The following is a 20,948-nucleotide window of genomic DNA, read 5'->3' as shown; positions in this document are numbered from 1 at the left end:
ATGCTTAAGACATTTCGCATCGGCGGTATACATCCCCCTGAAAACAAACTGTCGGCCGGCAAGAAGATCACGCCGCTGGCTCCGCCCGAGCAGGTGATCATCCCGCTCAGCCAACATATCGGCGCGCCTGCCGCAGCGGTCGTCAAGAAAGGCGACCCCGTACGCGTAGGCAGTCTGGTAGGCAAAGCCAACGGGTTTGTTTCCGCCAATATCCACTCCTCCGTATCGGGCAAGGTCAGTAAGATCGACGACGCCCTCGATGCCAGTGGCTACCGTCGACCCGCTATCTTTATCGATGTAGAGGGCGACGAATGGGAAGAATCCATCGACCGGACGGAGACCTTCGTCCGCGAGAAAGCCGTTACCGCCGAACAAATCATTCAACGCATCACCGAAGCCGGCATCGTCGGCTTGGGCGGGGCTACCTTCCCGACGCAGGTGAAGCTCACGCCTCCTCCGGGAAGCAAGGCGGAGATATTGATCATCAATGCTGCCGAGTGTGAGCCCTATCTTACCGCCGACCATACGTTGATGCTCGAAAAAGGAGAAGAAGTACTGACCGGCACCAGCCTGTTGATGAAAGCCATTCACGTGACCAAGGCGGTGATCGGTATCGAGAACAATAAAAAAGACGCCATCAGCCACCTGCAACGGTTGGCAGCCAACTATAAAGGCATCGAAGTGATGGCACTGAAGACCCAATATCCGCAGGGAGGCGAGAAGCAACTGATCGATTCGATCATCCGCCGCCAGGTCAAGAGCGGAGCCCTACCGATCTCCGTCGGAGCGGTGGTGCAAAATGTCGGGACTGCCTTTGCTGTCTACGAGGCGGTGATGAAAAACAAACCCCTGATCGAACGCATTGTGACCGTTACGGGCAAAGCCGTGACCAATGCCTCCAACTTCCGCGTACGCATCGGCACACCGATCCAGAAACTGATCGATGCCGCCGGCGGACTGCCCGAAGGCACAGGTAAGATCATCGGTGGCGGACCGATGATGGGCAAAGCGTTGATCAGCACCGACGTGCCCGTGGCCAAAGGAAGCTCAGGTGTACTGATCCTCTCCGAAGAGGAAGCCCGCCGCAAGCCGATGATGGACTGTATCCGTTGCGCCAAATGTGTCAATGTATGCCCGATGGGGATCAACCCGACCACACTGATGACGGCGACCGAGTTCACCAACTGGGAACTGGCGGAGAAAAACCATATCACCGACTGCATCGAGTGCGGTTCGTGCACCTATACCTGCCCCGCTAACCGTCCGCTTCTGGATTATATCCGGTTGGGAAAAGGAAAAGTCATGGGAATCATACGATCACGCAAGGCGTGATCGATAATTGATAATTGATAATTGATAATTGAGAACAAATCTCATCATTCATAATTCATAATTCTAATGAATCTATATGTATCGCCTTCGCCCCATATACACAGTGGGGACAGCATAAGTAAGAATATGTACGGAGTACTGATCGCGCTGATTCCGGCGTTCCTGGTATCTCTCTACTTCTTTGGGTTGGGCGCCCTGGTCGTCACGTTGGTGTCGGTGGCTTCCTGCCTGTTGTTTGAGTTTCTGATCCAGAAGTTCCTGATGAAGAAAGAACCGACACTCTGGGACGGATCAGCCATCCTGACGGGAGTCCTGTTGGCTTTCAACCTACCTTCGAACCTGCCGGTATGGATTATCGTGATCGGCGCCCTGGTGGCGATCGGCATCGGCAAGATGTCGTTCGGAGGATTGGGTAATAACATTTTCAATCCGGCATTGGTCGGACGTATCTTCCTGTTGATCTCTTTCCCGGCGCAGATGACTACCTGGCCGGTGCCCGAAGTGATGTCGATGAACTATACCGATGTGGAAACGGGAGCGACTATCCTGACGTTGATCAAAGACGGTACCGGGGCTGAGTTGCCTTCTTATGTGCAAATGCTGACGGGCGACCGGGCGGGAAGCCTCGGGGAGGTGGGCGCTATTGCCCTCGTTCTGGGACTTCTTTTCATGTTGTGGCGTAAGATCATCACCTGGCATATCCCGGTGTCGATCCTGGCGACCGTAGCTGCCTTCACCGGCATTATGTATGCCGTTGATCCGACGCAGTATGCCAATCCGTTGGTGCACCTGCTCTCGGGAGGTTTGTTGTTGGGCGCCATCTTTATGGCTACCGACTATGTGACTTCGCCATTGAGCAAGGCGGGTATGATTGTCTACGGCATTGGGATCGGATTGTTGACGTCCGTGATCCGTCTCTGGGGATCTTACCCCGAAGGGATGTCGTTTGCGATCTTTATCATGAATGCATTCACCCCGCTGATCAACAGTTATATCAAACCTAAACACTTCGGAGGAAACTAATATGGCGAAATTGAAATCTACCTTACCCAATATGCTCCTGTCGCTGACGCTGATCTGCCTCTTTGCGGCCGGAGTGCTGGCGACAGTGAATATGCAAACCGCCGGACCGATCGCTGCAGCGAAGGCAGCGGCGCTTGAAAATGCAATCAAAGAGGTGACGCCGGAGTTCGATAACAGCCCCCTGGCGGATGCTTACCGGGCGGTAACGTCGGATGGCGACTCGTTGGTGATCTATCCCGCCCTGAAAGGCGGAGAGCCCGTCGGAGTAGCCGTCGAGAGCTTCACGATGAACGGCTTCAGCGGCGAGATCCGCGTGATTGTAGGCTTCGATACGGAAGGAAAGATCCTGAACTATTCCGTTTTGCAGCATGCCGAGACACCGGGCCTGGGCTCGAAGATGCAAGAATGGTTCCGTACGGACAAGAACCGCCAGAGTGTGATCGGACGAAGCCTCGCCGCCGGCAACCTGACGGTAGCCAAAGACGGAGGCGACGTAGATGCCATCACGGCATCGACCATCACCAGCCGGGCATTCCTGCAAACGCTCAACCGGGCCTACAGTGCCTACAAAGGAACCGATGCCGGCACCGGAGCGACGGCAGCCACCGACGCCGTGACCGAAGCAACGGAGGCCGCAGAGGCCACCGAAACCACCGAAACGACCGAATCGACTGAGAAAGGAGGAGAAAATGAGTAATCTGAAGACATTGACAAACGGAATATTAAAGGAGAACCCGGTATTTGTACTCTTACTGGGGATGTGTCCGACCCTGGGAACGACCTCCTCGGCCATCAACGGGATGAGTATGGGACTGGCCACGATGTTTGTGTTGATCTGTTCGAACGCAGTGATCTCGCTGTTGAAGAACCTGATCCCCGACCAGGTGCGTATCCCGGCGTATATCGTGGTGATTGCCACGTTTGTGACCGTTGTGCAGATGTGTATGGAAGCGTTCGTGCCGGCCTTGTATGCGAGCCTGGGATTGTTCATTCCGTTGATCGTGGTCAACTGTATCGTGCTGGGACGGGCCGAAGCGTTTGCGGCTAAAAACAAAGTCTTACCTTCGATCTTCGACGGTATCGGCATCGGCCTGGGATTCACCCTGGCGTTGACGCTATTGGGTGCTACGCGCGAATTCCTGGGAACGGGCAAACTGTTCTCCCTCACGCTCATGCCCGAAGAATACGGATCACTGATCTTCGTCCTGGCGCCCGGCGCCTTTATTGCCCTGGGCTACCTGATTGCGATCGTAAACAAACTGCGTAAAGCTTAACCCTAAAACAACGTAAGAAATGGAATATATATTGATATTTATCGCCGCTGTGTTTGTGAACAATGTCGTATTGGCACAGTTCCTGGGTATCTGTCCGTTCCTTGGGGTTTCCAAGAAAGTATCGACGGCAGCCGGGATGGGAGCGGCCGTAGCGTTTGTGTTGACGATTGCTACGCTGGTGACTTTCCTGATTCAGAAATACGTCTTAGACGCTTATGGCCTGGGCTATATGCAGACGATCAGCTTTATCCTGATCATTGCCGCCCTGGTGCAGCTTGTGGAGATCATCCTCAAGAAAGTATCGCCTTCGCTCTATCAGGCGTTGGGGGTGTTCCTGCCGCTGATCACGACCAACTGCTGTATCCTCGGGGTAGCCATCCTGGTGATCCAGAAAGATTACAACCTGATGCAAGCCATTGTCTACGCCGTATCGACAGCCATTGGATTTGCACTGGCTTTGATTATCTTTGCAGGCATAAGAGAACAACTGGAAATGACACATATCCCCAAAGGACTCAAAGGCACACCGATCGCATTGATCACTGCCGGCCTGTTGGCGATGGCGTTTATGGGATTTTCGGGAATAGTATAAATCAGTTGAAAGTTGAAAGTTGAAAGTTGAAAGCGAATAGCAGACAACATTTAACTTTCAACTTTCAACTTTCAACTTTCAACTACATGAAAAAGATCTTAGTTACAGGCGGAACCGGATATATCGGTTCACATACCGTGGTCGAATTGCAGAACGCAGGCTACGAAGTGCTTATTATCGACAATCTCTCCAACTCGAACGTGGAGGTATTGGATGGCATTGAGAAGATTACCGGCATACGTCCGGCATTCTACGAACTGGATCTGAACGACAAAGCGGGCGTGCAAGCCGTATTGGAAGCTAATCCGGGTATCAAAGGCATTATCCATTTCGCAGCCAGCAAGGCGGTGGGCGAATCGGTTCATAAACCGTTGCTCTACTACCGCAACAACCTGGTGACACTGATCAATCTGCTCGAACTAATGCCCGAACACGGGATCGATGGCATTGTGTTCTCCTCGTCGTGTACGGTCTACGGACAGCCGGATATCCTTCCGGTCACCGAAGATGCACCCATCAAGCCCGCCATGTCGCCTTATGGCAATACGAAGCAGATCAACGAAGAGATTATCCGCGATTGTATCCACGCCAATATGCCGATCAAGAGCATTATCCTGCGTTATTTCAACCCCATCGGAGCCCATCCGAGCACGGAGATCGGCGAACTGCCCAACGGCGTGCCGCAAAACCTGGTGCCTTTCGTCACCCAGACGGCTATCGGTATGCGTAAGGAACTGAGTGTCTTCGGCGACGACTACGATACGCCCGACGGATCGTGCATCCGCGACTATATCAACGTGGTCGACCTGGCCAAAGCCCATGTCATCGCCATGGACCGGATGCTGGAAAACAAATCCGCCGAGAAACTGGAGATCTTCAACCTGGGCACCGGTATCGGTGTGTCGGTCTTGGAATTGATCCGCACGTTCGAGAAAGGAACAGGCGTGAAAGTACCGTATAAGATCGTGGGCCGTCGCGAAGGCGATATCGAAAAAGTATGGGCCAACCCCCATCATGCCAACACCGTCCTGGGCTGGACCGCCAAGGAGTCGGTGGAAGATACGCTGGTGTCGGCTTGGGAGTGGCAGAAGAGGCTGGTTAAGAGAGGGAGTTAAGAACTCATAAGAACTCATAGGAACTCATAAGAACTCATAGGAGGGCTCTCAGACGCTCTCTTATGAGTTCTTTCTCTTAGGAGCCCTTGCTCCTTCCTATGAGCTCTTATGAGCTCTTATGAGTTCTTAAGTCCGAGCTCTTAACTCCGAGCTCTTAACTCCGAGCTCTTTGTTGCTCCTTCCTATGAATTCCTATGAGTTCTTATGAGTTCTTAAGTCCGAGCTCCTCCGAGCTCTTAAGTCCGAGCTCCTAACTCCGAGCTCTTTGTTGCTCCTTCCTATGAATTCCTATGAGTTCTTATGAGTTCTTATGAGTTCTTAAGTCCGAGCTCCTAAGTCCCCAATTCCCCCTCAATCCTCCAGGAGCCCCCCTATCGCCTCCCGCCAATCCTCCTCATTCCCCGGCAGGTAGGTCTTCATGCCTAACGAAGCCCCTACCTCGACATTCCGCCGGCTATCGTCCACGAAAAGCGTCTCCGCAGGGTCCATCCCCGCATCGCGCAGCATATATTCGAAAATGGCCGGGTCGGGCTTCGTCAGTCCGATCTCGTATGAGGCGTAGATCTTCTCGCAATAGGCCGTCAGCGGTAGCCCCGTCGGATTGAACACCGGACTCTTCGCCCACCGCATAATCACCGGATTCGTATTACTCAGGATATACACTTTATAACGCGCGCGCAACGCCAGGATATACTCCAACTTATACATCGGCACATCCCGCATAAAGCCCATCCAGCCGTAGTAGATATCATCTATCGTCAATTCCTTGCCCGCATGCGCACTCAGCCGCTGGCGGAAAGTTTCCAGATCGACCTTGCCCTGTTCGAACTCAAGGAACAACCCCTTCTGCTCGTACGGATCCAACAACTCGGCAGCATCCGCCACCCCAATCTCCCGGAAACGATCGATCGGCCGTTGCGTATCCAACTCCACAATCACCCCACCAAAATCAAAAACAATATTCTTAATTGCCATAATACTATCTTTTAATGATTACACTCTTTCTTCCGGGGAGAACCCACTCTTTTCATGGAATACCCCCTATCCCACCCTACAAAGATAAAACATTAAACCCACTCCCCCTACAGCAGTCGGAAGAAGTGGGCTTCTTTTCTACTCTTTAAGATTTTCAAAGGCTATAGAATACACATAATGTTATTATCGACGGGCTGATTTGACGATTTGCCACCTTTATCCGCCGTTCCTTCTGCGAAAAAAGGATTAAAAAGTAACATTATGTCAAATTTCTTTGTATCTTGCACTCGATTTCTCCCTTATACGCTTAAACGGGCAGACCGAGGCCGGAAAGAAATCGAGTATAAGATGCCTTGCTAAAACTAAATCTGAATTGTTAATGATGGTAATTGTAATTGCTTTACACTTCGCTAAGCGAACGTTGTTTGTGAATTGATCCTTAAAAAGGAATTAGAAAGGTAGAAATAGAAGCCCCTGAATAGTGATATTCCAGGGGCTTCGCTATTGAATTAGTTAAGCATTCGCAGCAGTTCGGCTAACGATTCTTTGGCATCACCCAGCATCAGGGTCACCTTCTCCATATCGTAGAGCGGATTGGGCACTCCGGCGTAACCGGGGTTACGGTCGAAGTTACAGATCACGATATGGCGTGCCTGGTCGACGTTGAGGATCGGCATACCGTGGATCGGTGTGCCTTCCGCATCACGTGCGGCGGGGTTCAAGACGTCGTTAGCACCGATGACCACTACCAGGTCGGTCTCTTTGAAGTCGTCGTTGATACTATCGATTTCATACAGTTGATCGTAGGCTACATCGGCTTCTGCCAATAATACGTTCATATGTCCCGGCATACGTCCGGCCACGGGGTGGATGGCGTAGCGTACCTCCGTGCCCTGGCGTTCCAGGCTGTCGGCCAACTGGCGCACCTGGTGTTGTGCCTGTGCCAATGCCATGCCGTATCCGGGCACGATGATGGCACGTTTGGCTTCGCGCAGGATGGCGGAGGTGTCGGTAGTGTTATCCGGAGCGACTGTGACAAAGGATGGATCCGAAGAGGTCTCAGCCGGTGCTGCTGTGCTGTTATTCATCTCACGCATCACCTCGGCAAGCGTTTCTTTGGCGTCGCCCAAGAGTAGGGTGACCTTCTCCATCTCGTAGAGCGGGTTCGGTACACCGGCATAACCCGGCTTGCGGTCGAAGTTACAGATCACGATATGACGTGCCTGGTCGACGTTGAGGATCGGCATACCGTGGATCGGTGTGCCTTCCGCATCGCGTGCGGCGGGGTTCAAGACGTCGTTGGCGCCGATGACCACTACCAGGTCGGTCTCTTTGAAGTCGTCGTTGATACTATCGATCTCGTAGAGTTGGTCGTAGGCTACATCGGCTTCTGCCAATAAGACATTCATATGTCCTGGCATACGTCCGGCCACGGGATGGATCGCGTAGCGTACGTCCGTGCCCTGGCTCTCCAGTTTATCGGCCAATTGACGCACCTGATGCTGTGCCTGTGCCAATGCCATGCCATAACCGGGTACGATGATGGCGCGTTTAGCGGCGCGCAGGATATGAGCCAGGGAGGCTTCAGGGGCTGCTTCAGGGGCTGAAGGAATTTCAGGAGCTGAAGGAGCTGAAGAAGCTGAAGGAGTTGTAGGAGCTATAGGAGCTGCTTCGGCAGAGGTTTTTCCGGCCAGGATAACCGCCAGGCTGCGGTTCATGGCCCGACACATGATCTGCGTCAGGAGTAAACCCGATGAACCGACGATACCCCCGATCGATACCACCAAAATATCCCCAATCGCCATACCGGCAATAGCCGCGGCGATCCCCGCAAGCGAAGTCAACAGGGAGATGGTGATCGGCATATCGGCGCCTCCCACGCGGATGGCAAAGGCTAATCCGAAGAGTGAACCGAATACAAAAGAACAAGTCAGGATAAAATAGATATCCGACAACAGTCCCCAGTCCTTGCCGATCAGGAAAGCAAATACTACCGAAGCGATCGAGCCGATAATCAACACGATTGTGATCAATTGATGGTTCTTCCAGATGATGGGTTTCTGCGAGAGCAGGCGATGCAATTTACCGGCTGCGACCATACTGCCTACGAAGGTGACCATACCGACCACAACGGCCAGTGTAGCGGTTACGTTGACAAATACCGGGTAGTCGGTCTCTTTCACGCCGATATGGATCAATGTCAAAGCCCCTACGATGGCTCCCGCCAGACCGCCCAGGCCGTTCAGCATGGCGACCGTCTGCGGCATCTGTATCATCTGTACCTTATAAGCCAAGACGGCACCGATAAGGCTACCGACCAGGATAAAGGCGTAGATCGTGCCGACCTCTACTATACCATAATATAATAAGGTAACAATCGTGCCTGCCAACAGACAGAATGATAATAAGAGATTACCCCGCACCGAGCTGGAGACCTTGCTCATCATCGAGATGCCCCACAGGGAGAGTAAGGAAAGGACTACACAAACAATGTAATAAATGGTTTCTGTCATCATTGCTTCGTATTCTTTTTCTTGGGGTTAAACATCTTGAGCATCCGGTGCGTCACGCCAAAGCCGGCTACGACATTCACCGTCGCCAGTACCACGGCAAGACCACCGAAGATCTGCCCGATCACCAGGCCGGTGCCACCTGCCTGGTACGAGTACCCGACGGTGATCACCGCGCCCAATAGGCATACACCGGCCAATGCATTCATGCCCGTCATCAACGGGGTATGCAATAGGCTCGGCACATTCTTTATTATCAAATACCCTACGAAAGAGGATACCAGAAATATCAGTATCAGATAAATCGGATTCATGCCAACTTACTTTTTATTCATGGCTTCCAAAGCGCCGGTATGTACTACTTCTCCGTCGATAGAGACTAAGATCGACTGTACGATCTCGTCCGTACGGTCTAATACAATCTTGCCGTCTTTCATCAGGTACGACACCAGGTTGTAGACGTTGTTCGAGAACATCAAGGTTGAGCTGGTTGGCAACATGCCCGGGATGTTCTTGATACCGATCAGGGTCACGCCGTGTTTCACTTCGGTTGTTCCTGCCGGGGTGATGTCGCAGTTACCGCCCTGGTCGATCGAGATATCCACGATCACCGAGCCGTTCGGCATTTCTTTCACCATGTCTTCCGTGATCAATACCGGAGCGATCTTACCCGGTACCAAGGCGCTTAAGAACACAATGTCCATATCTTTGATCACCTCGCGCAGTTTCGCGCGTTCTTTGATCAGCCATTCTTCGGGCAACTCATTGGCATAACCCCCTTCGGCAATCGCCAGTTCAGCGGGTACACCTGTATCGATAATCTTCGCGCCGAGGCTCTGCGCCTGCTCCAAGGCTGCCGGACGGATGTCGGTGGCGTATGTGATTGCTCCCAAGCGTTTGGCCGTAGCCAATGCCTGTAAGCCACCTACGCCTACGCCGATAATCAAAGCCTTAGCAGGAGGGATAGAACCGACTGCGGTAAACATAGGGGGAACGAACTTTGACATCGCGTTCGCTGCCAGAAGTAATCCTTTGTATCCGGCACAGGTACTCATCGAAGTCAACGCGTCCATCGTCTGGGCACGGGAGATACGAGGCACTCCGTCGAGTGTCATACTGATAATGCCACGGGCTGCCAGTTGCTTGACCATCTCATGGTTGGCCGGTGAGGCCGGATGGATAAAGGTGATCAGATACTGACCGGGGTGCATCAGGTCGACTTCGTGTTTGTTGTACGTGGTGTTAAATTGCGGTTCTTTTACTTTGAGGATCAGTTCCGCTTTGTTAAAGAGTTCTTCGGCCGAAGCAATAATCTCTGCGCCGGCTGCCCGGTAATCATCGTCGAAGAAGAAAGAACCTTCTCCCGCTTTCTGTTCAACCAGGACTGTTGCGCCGTTGGCGATATACTTTTTCACAATCTCCGGACTGGCGGCCACACGGGCTTCGCCAGGCATAATCTCTTTAGGAATACCAATGATCATAATGTCAGTGTTTTTAATGATTTAATCTTTGATTTAAGTTGTTTTGAACCTGACACAACGTGTCTTCGTATGTATTAGTTTCAAAATGCTCCAAAAGTAGTAATAAATAGAGATATACAAACTTGTTTTCACTTTTATTATGAGTCAGAAAATAAAAAAGCGGTAATTCCCTTTTTATATTCAAATAATGGATACATTTGTCCCCTGTTAAGCACACGCCATTTAGACGTTTATAGAGCGAATTTCAATGAGATTCAGATATAGCTAACTAAAGAGAATAGAAAAACACATGGAAAAGAAGACAGTTGTAACCGGTGTAATCGGTGCAGATGTACATGCCGTAGGCAATAAGATTATTACCTACGCATTAGAACAGGCAGGTTTCGAGATTGTTAATCTCGGCGTGATGGTCTCCCAGGAAGAGTACATTAACGCAGCGTTAGAAACCAACGCGGATGTTATTTTAGTTTCTTCGCTCTACGGTCATGGCGAGATCGACTGCCAGGGACTGCGTGAGAAATGTGATGAAGCCGGATTGAAGAACATCCCGTTACTCGCCGGTGGAAACTTAGTGGTCGGCAAGCAAAACTTCGCCGAAGTAGAAAAACGATTTATGGATATGGGCTTCACCAAAGTCTATCCGCCCGGAACCGCAATCGAAACAACAATCGCTGACTTAAAGGAAATATTGGGTTTGTCGTAAAAACACTCACCATGAACATTCTTACGGTAGATTTTGGTAGTACCTATACCAAACTCACAGCCATAGATGTTGCTGACGCTGTCATTCTCGGAACAGCAAGCGCATTCACTACCATCGATACAGATATTATTCATGGCTTTACTACCGCTTTGCATTTACTTGAGGATAAAATCGGACCCTTCCGCTACGACCGCCTGTTGTGCTGCAGCAGTGCCGGTGGCGGATTGAAGATGGTTGCCCTGGGACTGGTGCCCGAGTTGACCGCTAAGGCGGCACGTCTGGCCGCTTCAAGCGCCGGAGCGAAGGTGATGAAGACCTATGCCTTTGAGATCTCCCGTGACGAGCAGGAAGAGATCCGGCAGATCGATCCGGATATTGTTTTGCTCTGTGGTGGAACCGACGGAGGTAACAAAGAAGTGATCCTTGCCAATGCCCATCGCTTATGCGCGATCGATCGCGCCTTTACGGTGATCGTGGCCGGCAATAAAAGTGCCTCGCACGAGATCCGGGAGATCTTCGAAGCGGCCGGGCGGGATTATGTGATCACAAACAATGTGATGCCTTCCTTCAATATGCTGGATATCGAACCGGCACGCAACAGTATCCGCGACGTATTTATCCGGAAGATCATCGATGCCAAAGGACTCTCCCGCGTGCAACAGATGGCTTCGGCCGATGTGATCCCCACGCCCCTGGCGGTGATGGCGGGTTGTGAACTCTTAAGCAAAGGTACGGCGAAGAGCCCCGGTATCGGCGACTTTATGGCGATCGATCTGGGCGGAGCGACGACGGATATCTATTCGATGTCCGACGGTAAGCCGTCGGCTACGAATGTACTGGTCAAAGGATTGCCCGAGCCGTTCAGTAAACGAACCGTTGAAGGCGATCTGGGGATGCGCTACAGCCTGACTTCGCTCTTGGAAGAACTGGATATCCAAGCGGTAGCCGATGAACTCGGCGTGGAACCTGCTGAGGTGACTGCCTGGATCGAACAATGCCTGGCCAATCCCGATGTGATCGCTTCCAGCCCTGCCGAACAACGGCTGGACGAAGCTTTCGCGCGTCGGGCGGTAGAGGTTGCCGTTGGGCGACATTGCGGTTTTATGGAGAGCTCCTATACCCCGCTGGGCGAGATCTTTACCCTGACGGGCAAAGACCTTTCGGAAATCACCTATATAATAGGTATAGGCGGAGCAATCATCAACAGCAATCATCCGCCCAATATCCTCAAAGGGGCGATGTACAATCCGCGCGAACCATTCGTGTTGCGGCCTAAAGAACCGCAATACCTGTGCGACCGGAAATATATCTTCGCCTCCATGGGCCTATTGAATACGTTGGAGCCCGAATTGGCCTTGCAATTCATGAAGAAAGAAATCGTATAAGGAAAACACAAACAACACAAATCATAAAAAAATGGAACTTAAGAACAGAAAGCTTACTTCCGATGAGTTCTTTAAAGAACGCGAAGAGGTACTTCAACAATGGCCTACCGGTAAAGGGGTAGACTTCGAGAAAGCCGTAGAGTATCAACGTGGCATTGCAGCCAACAAACGCTTCGGTGCGAAACTGGCGAAAGCCAAAGCTGAAGGCATCACTTTGATACAGCCGCGCGCCGGTGTAGCGTTATACACCGAACACATCAAGTTATTGCAATACCTGGAAACGGAAGGCGAAGCCGACCTCTTGCCCAGCACGATCGATAGCTATACGCGCCTGAACCGCTACAAAGAGGCGGAGATCGGGATCGAGAAGAGCAAAGAGAGTGGACGTTCGATGCTGAACGGTTTCCCGGCGGTCAACTACGGCGTGGATATCTGCCGGGCGGTGACTTCCGCCTTGCAAAACCCGGTGCAGGTGCGCCACGGTACGCCCGATGCCCGTCTGTTGACGGAGATCACTATCGCCGGTGGTTTTACCTCTTACGAAGGGGGAGGTATCTCTTATAATATTCCGTATTCCAAGAGCCACTCCTTAGAGAGCACTATCGCGTACTGGCAGTATGCCGACCGTCTGGTGGGCTTGTACGAAGAAGCTGGCGTATCGATCAACCGCGAGCCGTTTGGACCGCTTACTGGCACTCTGGTGCCTCCGTGTATCTCCAATGCGGTAGCGATCATCGAAGCCTTATTGGCTGCCACACAGGGCGTGAAAGACGTGACGGTGGGTTATGGACAATGTGGTAACCTGATCCAGGACGTAGCTGCTATCCGTTCATTGGAATACCTGACGCGGAAGTATCTGGATAAGTTCGGTTTCAACGACGTTCGGGTGACAACAGTCTTCCATCAGTGGATGGGCGGTTTCCCGCAAGACGAAGCCAAATCGTTTGCCGTGATCTCCTGGGGTGCTGCTGCCGCTGTCTTAGCGAAGGCTACCAAGGTGATCGTTAAGACGCCACACGAAGCAATGGGTGTACCTACCAAAGAAGCTAACGCAGCCGGTTTGAAGGCTACCAAGCAGTTGACTTCTATGCTGAAAGACCAGTCGTTTATCGGTATTCCCGCCGTGGTGGCCGAGAGCGAGGTCATCATCGAAGAGGTGGAATGTATCCTGCGTAAGGTCGAAGAACTGGGCAAAGGGGATTACGTACAAGGTACGATCGCCGCCTTTGCTGCCGGCGTGATCGATATTCCTTTCGCACCGAGCAAGTACAACGCGGGCAAACTGATGCCGGCACGTGACAACGCCGGAGCGGTACGCCTGTTGGATGCCGGTAATCTGCCGTTGACTGCCGAACTGAAAGCCTGGCATCGTTCCAAACTGGAAGAACGTGCCGTGGTTGAGAAACGTCCGGTAAGCTTCCAGATGGTGGTTGATGATGTTTATGCCATCGGTAAAGGCTTCCTGGTAGGGCGTCCGCATGGGAAATAGAGAATAGACTATCTAAAGCTCCTCTCCTGGCCAGGAGAGGGGGACCACCGCTTGCGGTGGTGGAGAGGTGGTCCCCCTCGCCTGGCCAGGCAAGGAGCTAAGATACATGATTACTAAATAAATAACTTTGTAATAAGATGAAAATCATAAACGTGGTATGCGCTCAAGGGAAGACAGGGTTTTTCTTTGACGACCAGAAAGCAATCAAAGCCGGCGCCGGGCATGATGGCGCATTCTATATCGGCCAGCCGATGACCGAAGGTTTCACAGCCGTTCGTCAGGCGGGCGAATCGATCTCCGTACTCTTTATCCTCGAGAACGGAGCGGTGGCGCATGGCGACTGTGCTGCCGTGCAATATTCCGGTGCCGCCGGACGCGATCCTTTGTTCCTGGCGAAGGACTTTATCCCCTTGATCGAAAAAGAAATCGCTCCGATGTATATCGGTCGCGAGATCACCTCTTTCCGTGAACTGGCCGACCTGGTGGATAAAACGAAGAGTCCTTCTACGGGCAAGATCTACCATACGGCGATCCGCTACGGGGTAACCCAGGCGTGTCTGGATGCCGTGGCAAAGAGTAAATGCAAACTGATGGCGCAGGTCGTTGCCGAAGAATACGGTACGGCCGTGTCCGACACGATGATTCCGATCTTTACGCAGTCGGGCGACGACCGTTACGTGAATGCCGATAAGATGATTATGAAAGGCGCTCAGGTATTGCCGCATGCTTTGTTCAACCACGTGGAAGAGAAGACCGGACTGAAAGGGGAGAAGATCGAAGCCTATATCGAATGGCTGCGTAACCGTATCCTGCAGTTCAAACCTTACGAGAGCTACCAGCCGGTGATCCATATCGACGTGTACGGCACGTTGGGTCTGGTGTTTAATAATGACTTCGCGCGGATCGCCGACTATATCGCCGGCTTGGAGAAGATCGCTGCCCCTTTTGCTCTGCGTGTGGAAGGTCCGGTGGATATGGGCGAGAAAGAAGCGCAGATCGAAGGCCTGCGTATCATCCGCGAAGAACTCGAGAAGAGAGGCTCGAAGGCGGAGATCGTTGCCGACGAGTGGTGTAACACCCTGGAAGACATTCAGGACTTCACCCGCCGCAAAGCCGGTCACATGATCCAGATCAAGACTCCTGACCTGGGAGGTATCAACAACTCCATCGAAGCGGTGATCTTCTGTAAAGAGAACCATATCGGCGCTTACCTGGGAGGTACCTGCAATGAAACGAACCGCTCTGCCGAAGTCTGTGCCCATGTGGCCATGGCTACGTCTCCGGTACAATATCTGGCGAAACCCGGTATGGGTGTCGATGAAGGCTATATGCTTATCTTTAATGAGATGCAACGCATCCTGGCCTTAAAAAATGTTTTATAATAAAAAGAGAAGAACGATGGAAGAAATAAGAATATTATCTCCGACTGCCATCCTGGGTTATGGGTTCCCGATGGAGTCGTTTGTGGAAGGAATGAAACGCAAACCGCATGTGATTGCTGTCGATGCGGGCTCGACCGACCCCGGACCTTACTATCTGGGCGCGGGTATCTCTTTTACCGACTTCAACTCCGTCAAGCGCGACCTGGAGATTATGATTCCTGCGGCTTTGGAAGCAGGTATCCCGGTGATCATCGGTACGGCTGGCGGTTGTGGCGGACGTCCTCACGTAGCCTTCAACCTGGAGATCATCAAACAGATCGCCGAAGAGAAGAAATTGAACTTCAAGCTGGCGATCATCCAGTCGGAACTCGACAAAGAACTGATCAAAGAAAAACTGGCAGCCGGTGATATCGAACCGTTGTTCCCGGCGAAGCAGATCACTTCCGACGATGTGGACGACTGTGTGCGTATCGTTGCCCAGATGGGCGAGGAGCCGTTTATCAATGCTCTGAATGAAGGAGCGAATGTGATCCTGGCGGGACGCTCGTACGACCCTTCCGTGTTTGCCGCTCTGGCCATCCGGGAAGGATTCGACCGCGGCCTGGCGATCCACCTGGGAAAGATCCTCGAATGTGCTTCGATCGCCGCCACTCCGGGTAGCGGTAGCGACTGTATGTTCGGCTATCTGCATAAAGAAGATTTCGTATTGGAACCGCTCTCGCCGCTGCGTAAGTGCACGACCCTCTCCGTGGCCGCGCATACGCTCTACGAGAAGACCAACCCCTATATGCTTCCCGGCCCGGGAGGCGCGATCGACCTGTATAACGCGACCTTTACGCAACTGACCGACAATACGGTGAAGGTAGCGGGCAGTAAGTTCGTTCCGACGGACAACTACTTCGTCAAACTCGAAGGCGTGAAGAAGGTAGGTTACCGTACGATCTCCGTAGCCGGTGTGAAAGACCCGGTAATGATCGAGAAGATCGACGATATCGTAGCCAGCGTCAAAGCGCGGGTGAAGGATAACTTCGAAGCTTACGGCATCAAAGACTTCTTCCTCGACTTTAAGATCTATGGCCGCAACGGTGTAATGGGACTCTTCCCCGATGCCGACGACCGCACGGCGCACGAACTATGCATCGTGATCGAAGCCGTAGCCGACACGCAGGAACGTGCCAATACGATCTGTGGTTTCGCCCGCAGCACGATGTTGCATTTCGGCTACGAAGGACGAATCTCTACGGCGGGCAACCTGGCGTTCCCATTCTCGCCTTCCGACTGTAAGGTTGGAGAGGTGTATGAGTTTAATGTCTACCACCTGATGAAGATCGATGATCCTTCGGTTTACTTCCCAGTAGAGTATATGGAGTTTAAATAAAAGAATTATGGAATATAACTTAAGAGATATCGCTTCGGTTATCCGAAGCAAAAATTCCGGCCCGTACGAATTGACCTTTGATGTGATATTCAAAGACTTCGAGACGTACCACAAAGTAAAGGAGGCCAAGGCGATCAATGAGCCTGCCTTCGCGGCCTTGTATAATATCCCGCAGTCGGATATTATCAAACTGGTGTATTTCGATCCTGCCAAAGCGGTGAAGATTACGATCGTTCGTCCGATCCCTTCCGGCGCTTTGGGAGAAACGGATGTCTACGGCGCGCAGCAACACTCCCCGCTCTTGGGATATAAAGTGCAGATCTGATGGACCTGCGCAGCCCGATACAGGAATATTCGGTCTTCTCCCAGTATTTCGCCCCGCATGGGCGGGAACGGCTTTTGTTTCTGGGGGAACAGATCGCGCAGCGGCATCTGACATACACCGACCGGCTGATCGGCATCGTGGGTGACGCCGGCTCGGGAAAGTCCTCCCTGATTCGGGGGATGTTTCCCGGGCTGGAGCTCTCGAACGATGACGATATGCTGAACCCGCGGAAGATCATGCAGGTGCGTGAACTCTTCGACAGCGTCGAACAGGCCAGCACCTACCATATCGATATGCGGTTTCAGATCGCTTTCACGCAGATGTTCGAGATCGTCGACTTTGTGCGCAACGCGCTCGACCACGGGCGGCGGGTGATCATCGAACATTTCAACCTCTTGTATCCCGCTTTGGGTATCAATGCCGATATCCTGGTGGGCATCGGGGAAGAGATTATCGTGACCCGTCCGAGTATCTTCGGACCGCAGCCGCAGAGCATCTACGATATCGTCTCGCGTTCGTTGCACTACCGCCGGGTGGCGCACTCGATCGAAGACATTACGATCATGCTCCTGACGACGGAGTTCGGCATCGACCGGCGTATCATCTATCCTTCCGATATGCGCAACGGCTTTGTCCTGAAACTCACCGAACAGCCCGAGCTGGACTTTGAACAACTGAATGCCCGCATCCGTGAAGAGATCGATAAGCATTTGGATATCTGCTATTGCGACGAAGACCATATCCTGATCGGCGACCGCAAGGTGGCTTGTAACTTCCCGCGCCTGCATGTACTCAATACCTCGGAGGTGGAGGCCTTCACGTTGATCAAACGGTTCGTTCCCGACCCGAAGACCGATACGTATTGCATCGTCGGCGTGTTGAGCGACAACGAAGACATCGTGATCGACAACCTGAACACCGCCCACTTCCTTCAACGAAAAAAGATATGATGATCAGAGAAATACATACCGACAAGGTGACCGATCTTGTCGAACGGCTTTGCATCGAAGCCAACTGTCATCTGACGGATGACATCTACAGTTGCCTGAAGAACTGCCGGGCAACGGAGCAATCCCCCCTGGGGAAAGATATCTTGAACACCCTGGTCGAGAATGCACAGATCGCCCGCGACGAAACGGCGCCTATCTGCCAGGACACGGGTATGACTGTGGTGTTCGTCACCCTCGGGCAGGAGGTACACCTCACGGGTGGCTCCCTCGAGGAGGCGATCAACGAAGGCGTGCGCCGGGGTTACGAGAAAGGTTACCTGCGCAAGTCGGTTGTGCGCGATCCCTTGGACCGGGTGAATACGAAAGACAATACGCCGGCGGTGATCCACTACGAGATCGTGCCGGGCGATGGTTTGCATATCACGGTTGCGCCCAAAGGCTTCGGCAGTGAGAATATGAGTGGACTGCGGATGCTCAAGCCCAGCCAGGGCTTGCCGGGCGTGAAGGACTTTGTGATCCGGACCGTCTCCGACGCAGGCGCTAATCCCTGTCCGCCGATCATTGTCGGCGTGGGTATCGGTGGTACGATGGAGAAGAGTGCCCTGTTGAGCAAGAAAGCATTGTTGCGCCCCGTGGGCGAGCGAAACCCCGACCCGGCCTTGGCCGAACTGGAAGAAGAACTCCTGCAATCGATCAACCAACTGGGCATCGGCCCGGCAGGCTTCGGTGGCACGACGACGGCTTTGGCGGTGAACATCCTGACCTACGCCACCCATATCGCCGGCTTGCCGGTAGCGGTGAATATTGGTTGCCATGCGACACGGCATAGCGAAGGAAAATTGTAATATAATATGAACCTGTAGGGGCAGCCCTTGTGGCTGCCCTCTTGTGTGATCAACCATCGGGCAGCCACAAGGAGTCTTGTGTGATCAACCATCGGGCGGCCACAAGGGCTGCCCCTACGAGGATATTAAAAAATAAAGAAATGACAAAAAAAATAATAACCCCTCCCTTCACCGATGAGGTGATCCGGGAATTAAAAGCCGGAGACATGGTGTATATCTCCGGTGTGGTCTATACTGCCCGCGATGCCGCTCATAAGCGGATGTGTGAATACCTCGATGCAGGTAAGGCAATGCCTTTTGACTTTCAGGGTGCTGCCATTTACTATGCCGGTCCCTGCCCGCCGAAGCCGGGCAAACCCATCGGATCGGTGGGACCGACCACCAGTGGCCGTATGGATCTCTATTCGCCCCGCTTGATCGAACAAGGCTTGAAGGTGATGATCGGTAAAGGCTTCCGTAGCCCTGAGGTGATCGAAGCGATCCGGAAACATACGGGTGTCTACTTCGCCGCGATCGGTGGAGCGGCAGCCCTGATGGGGCGCTGTGTGGAATCTGCCGAGGTGATTGCCTACGATGAACTGGGCACCGAAGCAGTGCGTCGCCTGGTCGTGCGTGAACTGCCGGTGATCGTCGCTATCGACAGTCAGGGCCGTAATATGTACGAAGAAGGACGGGCTCTTTTTGCCCATCCGGCAGCACTTCACTAAAAGCCGGCAGGCATAAAAATTTAGAGGTACCTCAAATTTGATTTTGAGGTACCTCTAAATTTGTTTTGACGTACCTCATAATCCGTTTTGAGGTACCTCTAAATAATAATAGCTCCCTATTTTAGGCATTCGGCTGCCTTACTTCAGAAAAAAGCGGACCAGATCGTTGCCATTGGCGTAGATCAATAAGGCAAAAAGGATCAACATACCGGTGATCTGCGCGTATTCCAAAAACTTATCGCTGGGCTTGCGGCGAGCGATCACTTCGTAGCACAGGAACATCACGTGTCCGCCGTCTAACGCCGGGATCGGCAGGATATTCATAAACGCCAGGATAATGGATAGGAAAGCGGTACGCTCCCAGAACACGCGCCAGTTCCATTTTGCCGGGAACAAGCCGCCAATCGTGCCGAAACCACCCAGGCTGCTGGCGCCTTCTTTGGTGAAGACAAACTTCATATCGTTCACATAGCCTTTCAGTGTATTCACTCCCAGTTGGATTCCCGCCGGGAAAGATTCGAAGAAGCCATAAGTGCGGGTGACCGTGCCGTAGATATCGGGGTAGAGCTTGAGGGAAACGCCGAGCTTGCCGTCTATCGTGGTGTGTACCACCGTTGAACGCAGCTCTCCGTTCCGGTAATAGCCCACTTCGATATCCTGGTCTTTGTTTTCATCGAGGATCTTAAACGCATCTTCCACCAAAGGGGTCGCGATGCCGTTCATTGAGACGATGCTATCATTGGGTAACATCCCCGCCAGGGCGGCAGGGGCGTTCTTGTCGGGCAGTTCTTTGACGACCATCGGTGTACGGTTCGGATCGGCAAAGCCTTGCTTGTCGCGCAAGACGCGTTGCATCATATCTTCCGGCATAGCAATCACCGTAGGTACGCCATTGCGCAAAACGGTTACGTTGGCCGCGTTCACCACCGCCCGGAAGCTGTGCTCGCCGAAGCGTTCCAGCGGTTGATCATCCGCTTTCAACAATACGTCACCATCCTGGAAGCCCACGTTGTGGAAGGTCTCGCTATAATACATCCCGTTGCTCATCTTTTCCAACGGAACGAAGGTATCTCCCCATTTATACAAGACCATCGAATAGATAAACAAGGCCAAAAGGAAGTTAAACAATACCCCGGCAATCATGATCATCAACCGCTTACCGGCCGACTTCGAACGAAACTCATAGGGCTGTGGCGGCTGTGCCATCTGTTCTTTGTCCATGCTCTCGTCGATCATGCCGGAGATCTTACAATAGCCGCCCAGCGGAAGCCAGCCGATGCCATATTCCGTCTCGCTATTCTTCGGTTTATAGCGGAACAGGGCAAACCAGGCATCGAAGAATAAATAGAACTTCTCGACCCGCACGCCATAGATGCGGGCAAAGATAAAGTGTCCGAACTCGTGCACGATCACCAGTATGGATAAACTCAGAATGAGTTGTAAAGCCTTAATCAGAAATGTTTCCATCAACTTTGTATTACT

At 52.5% G+C, this 20,948-nt stretch carries 20 protein-coding genes; 15 read left to right on the top strand and 5 right to left on the bottom strand.

Features of this window, described 5'->3' with window-relative positions:
• The 6 genes from rsxC to galE all read left to right on the top strand — a co-directional run bounded on the left by rsxC (position 1) and on the right by galE (position 5,336).
• Positions 1 to 1,332, top strand: coding sequence for an electron transport complex subunit RsxC (gene rsxC, locus M2133_RS14000; RefSeq protein ID WP_277466799.1), 1,332 nt, complete (start codon positions 1 to 3; stop codon positions 1,330 to 1,332).
• A 66-nt stretch (positions 1,333 to 1,398) separates the two neighbouring features.
• On the top strand, positions 1,399 to 2,355 hold the full coding sequence (locus M2133_RS13995) for an RnfABCDGE type electron transport complex subunit D (protein ID WP_277466798.1): 957 nt from the start codon (positions 1,399 to 1,401) through the stop codon (positions 2,353 to 2,355).
• A gap of 1 nt (position 2,356) precedes the next feature.
• The gene (locus M2133_RS13990; protein WP_277466797.1) at positions 2,357 to 3,052 is read left to right on the top strand and encodes an RnfABCDGE type electron transport complex subunit G; all 696 of its coding nucleotides are present in this window, start codon (positions 2,357 to 2,359) and stop codon (positions 3,050 to 3,052) included.
• Positions 3,045 to 3,629 (top strand): electron transport complex subunit E, encoded by a 585-nt coding sequence (locus M2133_RS13985; protein ID WP_277466796.1) that lies wholly within the window; start codon positions 3,045 to 3,047, stop codon positions 3,627 to 3,629. The genes M2133_RS13990 and M2133_RS13985 overlap by 8 nt, the downstream gene beginning before the upstream one ends.
• Positions 3,630 to 3,648: 19 nt before the next feature.
• Positions 3,649 to 4,221, top strand: a complete 573-nt coding sequence (gene rsxA, locus M2133_RS13980) for an electron transport complex subunit RsxA (RefSeq protein WP_277466795.1) — start codon at positions 3,649 to 3,651, stop codon at positions 4,219 to 4,221.
• Between the two features lie 86 nt (positions 4,222 to 4,307).
• Positions 4,308 to 5,336, top strand: coding sequence for a UDP-glucose 4-epimerase GalE (gene galE, locus M2133_RS13975; RefSeq protein WP_277466794.1), 1,029 nt, complete (start codon positions 4,308 to 4,310; stop codon positions 5,334 to 5,336).
• Positions 5,337 to 5,687: 351 nt separating this feature from the next.
• Here the strand turns inward: galE and M2133_RS13970 are convergent, their stop codons facing one another.
• The 4 genes from M2133_RS13970 to M2133_RS13955 all read right to left on the bottom strand — a co-directional run bounded on the left by M2133_RS13970 (position 5,688) and on the right by M2133_RS13955 (position 10,302).
• Entirely contained in the window at positions 5,688 to 6,314 is a 627-nt protein-coding gene (locus tag M2133_RS13970) for an HAD family phosphatase (RefSeq protein ID WP_277466829.1), read from the bottom strand.
• A 506-nt stretch (positions 6,315 to 6,820) separates the two neighbouring features.
• Positions 6,821 to 8,824, bottom strand: a complete 2,004-nt coding sequence (locus M2133_RS13965; protein WP_277466828.1) for an NAD(P)(+) transhydrogenase (Re/Si-specific) subunit beta — start codon at positions 8,822 to 8,824, stop codon at positions 6,821 to 6,823.
• A complete protein-coding gene (locus M2133_RS13960) occupies positions 8,824 to 9,135 on the bottom strand; it encodes an NAD(P) transhydrogenase subunit alpha (protein WP_277466793.1) in 312 nt (103 codons plus the stop codon). Before M2133_RS13960 ends, M2133_RS13965 begins: the two co-directional genes overlap by 1 nt.
• 6 nt (positions 9,136 to 9,141) lie before the next feature.
• A complete protein-coding gene (locus tag M2133_RS13955) occupies positions 9,142 to 10,302 on the bottom strand; it encodes an NAD(P) transhydrogenase subunit alpha (RefSeq protein ID WP_277466792.1) in 1,161 nt (386 codons plus the stop codon).
• Positions 10,303 to 10,591: 289 nt separating this feature from the next.
• Between M2133_RS13955 and glmS the strand changes: the two genes are divergently transcribed.
• The 9 genes from glmS (at position 10,592) to M2133_RS13910 (ending at position 19,466) form a co-directional block, all read left to right on the top strand.
• On the top strand, positions 10,592 to 11,005 hold the full coding sequence (gene glmS, locus M2133_RS13950) for a methylaspartate mutase subunit S (RefSeq protein ID WP_277466791.1): 414 nt from the start codon (positions 10,592 to 10,594) through the stop codon (positions 11,003 to 11,005).
• An 11-nt stretch (positions 11,006 to 11,016) separates the two neighbouring features.
• A complete protein-coding gene (gene glmL, locus M2133_RS13945) occupies positions 11,017 to 12,390 on the top strand; it encodes a methylaspartate mutase accessory protein GlmL (RefSeq protein ID WP_277466790.1) in 1,374 nt (457 codons plus the stop codon).
• A gap of 31 nt (positions 12,391 to 12,421) precedes the next feature.
• Positions 12,422 to 13,879, top strand: coding sequence for a methylaspartate mutase subunit E (locus M2133_RS13940; protein WP_277466789.1), 1,458 nt, complete (start codon positions 12,422 to 12,424; stop codon positions 13,877 to 13,879).
• 137 nt (positions 13,880 to 14,016) lie between these two features.
• Positions 14,017 to 15,261, top strand: coding sequence for a methylaspartate ammonia-lyase (locus M2133_RS13935; RefSeq protein WP_277466788.1), 1,245 nt, complete (start codon positions 14,017 to 14,019; stop codon positions 15,259 to 15,261).
• A 16-nt stretch (positions 15,262 to 15,277) separates the two neighbouring features.
• Positions 15,278 to 16,639 (top strand): acyclic terpene utilization AtuA family protein, encoded by a 1,362-nt coding sequence (locus M2133_RS13930; RefSeq protein ID WP_277466787.1) that lies wholly within the window; start codon positions 15,278 to 15,280, stop codon positions 16,637 to 16,639.
• Positions 16,640 to 16,643: 4 nt separating this feature from the next.
• Positions 16,644 to 16,964 carry a DUF4387 domain-containing protein gene (locus tag M2133_RS13925; protein ID WP_277466827.1) on the top strand — a complete coding sequence of 107 codons (321 nt, stop codon included), beginning with the start codon at positions 16,644 to 16,646 and terminating at the stop codon, positions 16,962 to 16,964.
• Positions 16,964 to 17,914, top strand: a complete 951-nt coding sequence (locus M2133_RS13920; protein WP_346843245.1) for an alanine-tRNA synthetase second additional domain-containing protein — start codon at positions 16,964 to 16,966, stop codon at positions 17,912 to 17,914. Before M2133_RS13925 ends, M2133_RS13920 begins: the two co-directional genes overlap by 1 nt.
• Positions 17,915 to 17,916: 2 nt before the next feature.
• A complete protein-coding gene (locus tag M2133_RS13915) occupies positions 17,917 to 18,759 on the top strand; it encodes a fumarate hydratase (protein WP_277466825.1) in 843 nt (280 codons plus the stop codon).
• 140 nt (positions 18,760 to 18,899) lie between these two features.
• On the top strand, positions 18,900 to 19,466 hold the full coding sequence (locus tag M2133_RS13910) for a Fe-S-containing hydro-lyase (RefSeq protein WP_277466786.1): 567 nt from the start codon (positions 18,900 to 18,902) through the stop codon (positions 19,464 to 19,466).
• A 138-nt stretch (positions 19,467 to 19,604) separates the two neighbouring features.
• Here M2133_RS13910 and rseP read toward each other — a convergent pair whose 3' ends face one another.
• Positions 19,605 to 20,933 (bottom strand): RIP metalloprotease RseP, encoded by a 1,329-nt coding sequence (gene rseP, locus M2133_RS13905; protein ID WP_277466785.1) that lies wholly within the window; start codon positions 20,931 to 20,933, stop codon positions 19,605 to 19,607.
• Positions 20,934 to 20,948 lie beyond the last annotated feature (15 nt).

The organism is Parabacteroides sp. PF5-6, from assembly GCF_029504695.1.
GTDB lineage: Bacteria > Bacteroidota > Bacteroidia > Bacteroidales > Tannerellaceae > QVMG01.
This window is presented reverse-complemented; position numbering and strand designations above follow the sequence as displayed.

What these genes read in the sequence shown, in the direction of transcription:
- rsxC (WP_277466799.1), top strand. Translation starts at nt 1, where the DNA reads ATGCTTAAGACATTTCGCATCGGCGGTATACATCCCCCTGAAAACAAA.
- M2133_RS13995 (WP_277466798.1), top strand. Translation starts at nt 1,399, where the DNA reads ATGAATCTATATGTATCGCCTTCGCCCCATATACACAGTGGGGACAGC.
- M2133_RS13990 (WP_277466797.1), top strand. Translation starts at nt 2,357, where the DNA reads ATGGCGAAATTGAAATCTACCTTACCCAATATGCTCCTGTCGCTGACG.
- M2133_RS13985 (WP_277466796.1), top strand. Translation starts at nt 3,045, where the DNA reads ATGAGTAATCTGAAGACATTGACAAACGGAATATTAAAGGAGAACCCG.
- rsxA (WP_277466795.1), top strand. Translation starts at nt 3,649, where the DNA reads ATGGAATATATATTGATATTTATCGCCGCTGTGTTTGTGAACAATGTC.
- galE (WP_277466794.1), top strand. Translation starts at nt 4,308, where the DNA reads ATGAAAAAGATCTTAGTTACAGGCGGAACCGGATATATCGGTTCACAT.
- M2133_RS13965 (WP_277466828.1), bottom strand. Translation starts at nt 8,824, where the DNA reads ATGACAGAAACCATTTATTACATTGTTTGTGTAGTCCTTTCCTTACTC.
- M2133_RS13960 (WP_277466793.1), bottom strand. Translation starts at nt 9,135, where the DNA reads ATGAATCCGATTTATCTGATACTGATATTTCTGGTATCCTCTTTCGTA.
- M2133_RS13955 (WP_277466792.1), bottom strand. Translation starts at nt 10,302, where the DNA reads ATGATCATTGGTATTCCTAAAGAGATTATGCCTGGCGAAGCCCGTGTG.
- glmS (WP_277466791.1), top strand. Translation starts at nt 10,592, where the DNA reads ATGGAAAAGAAGACAGTTGTAACCGGTGTAATCGGTGCAGATGTACAT.
- glmL (WP_277466790.1), top strand. Translation starts at nt 11,017, where the DNA reads ATGAACATTCTTACGGTAGATTTTGGTAGTACCTATACCAAACTCACA.
- M2133_RS13940 (WP_277466789.1), top strand. Translation starts at nt 12,422, where the DNA reads ATGGAACTTAAGAACAGAAAGCTTACTTCCGATGAGTTCTTTAAAGAA.
- M2133_RS13935 (WP_277466788.1), top strand. Translation starts at nt 14,017, where the DNA reads ATGAAAATCATAAACGTGGTATGCGCTCAAGGGAAGACAGGGTTTTTC.
- M2133_RS13930 (WP_277466787.1), top strand. Translation starts at nt 15,278, where the DNA reads ATGGAAGAAATAAGAATATTATCTCCGACTGCCATCCTGGGTTATGGG.
- M2133_RS13920 (WP_346843245.1), top strand. Translation starts at nt 16,964, where the DNA reads ATGGACCTGCGCAGCCCGATACAGGAATATTCGGTCTTCTCCCAGTAT.
- M2133_RS13910 (WP_277466786.1), top strand. Translation starts at nt 18,900, where the DNA reads ATGACAAAAAAAATAATAACCCCTCCCTTCACCGATGAGGTGATCCGG.
- rseP (WP_277466785.1), bottom strand. Translation starts at nt 20,933, where the DNA reads ATGGAAACATTTCTGATTAAGGCTTTACAACTCATTCTGAGTTTATCC.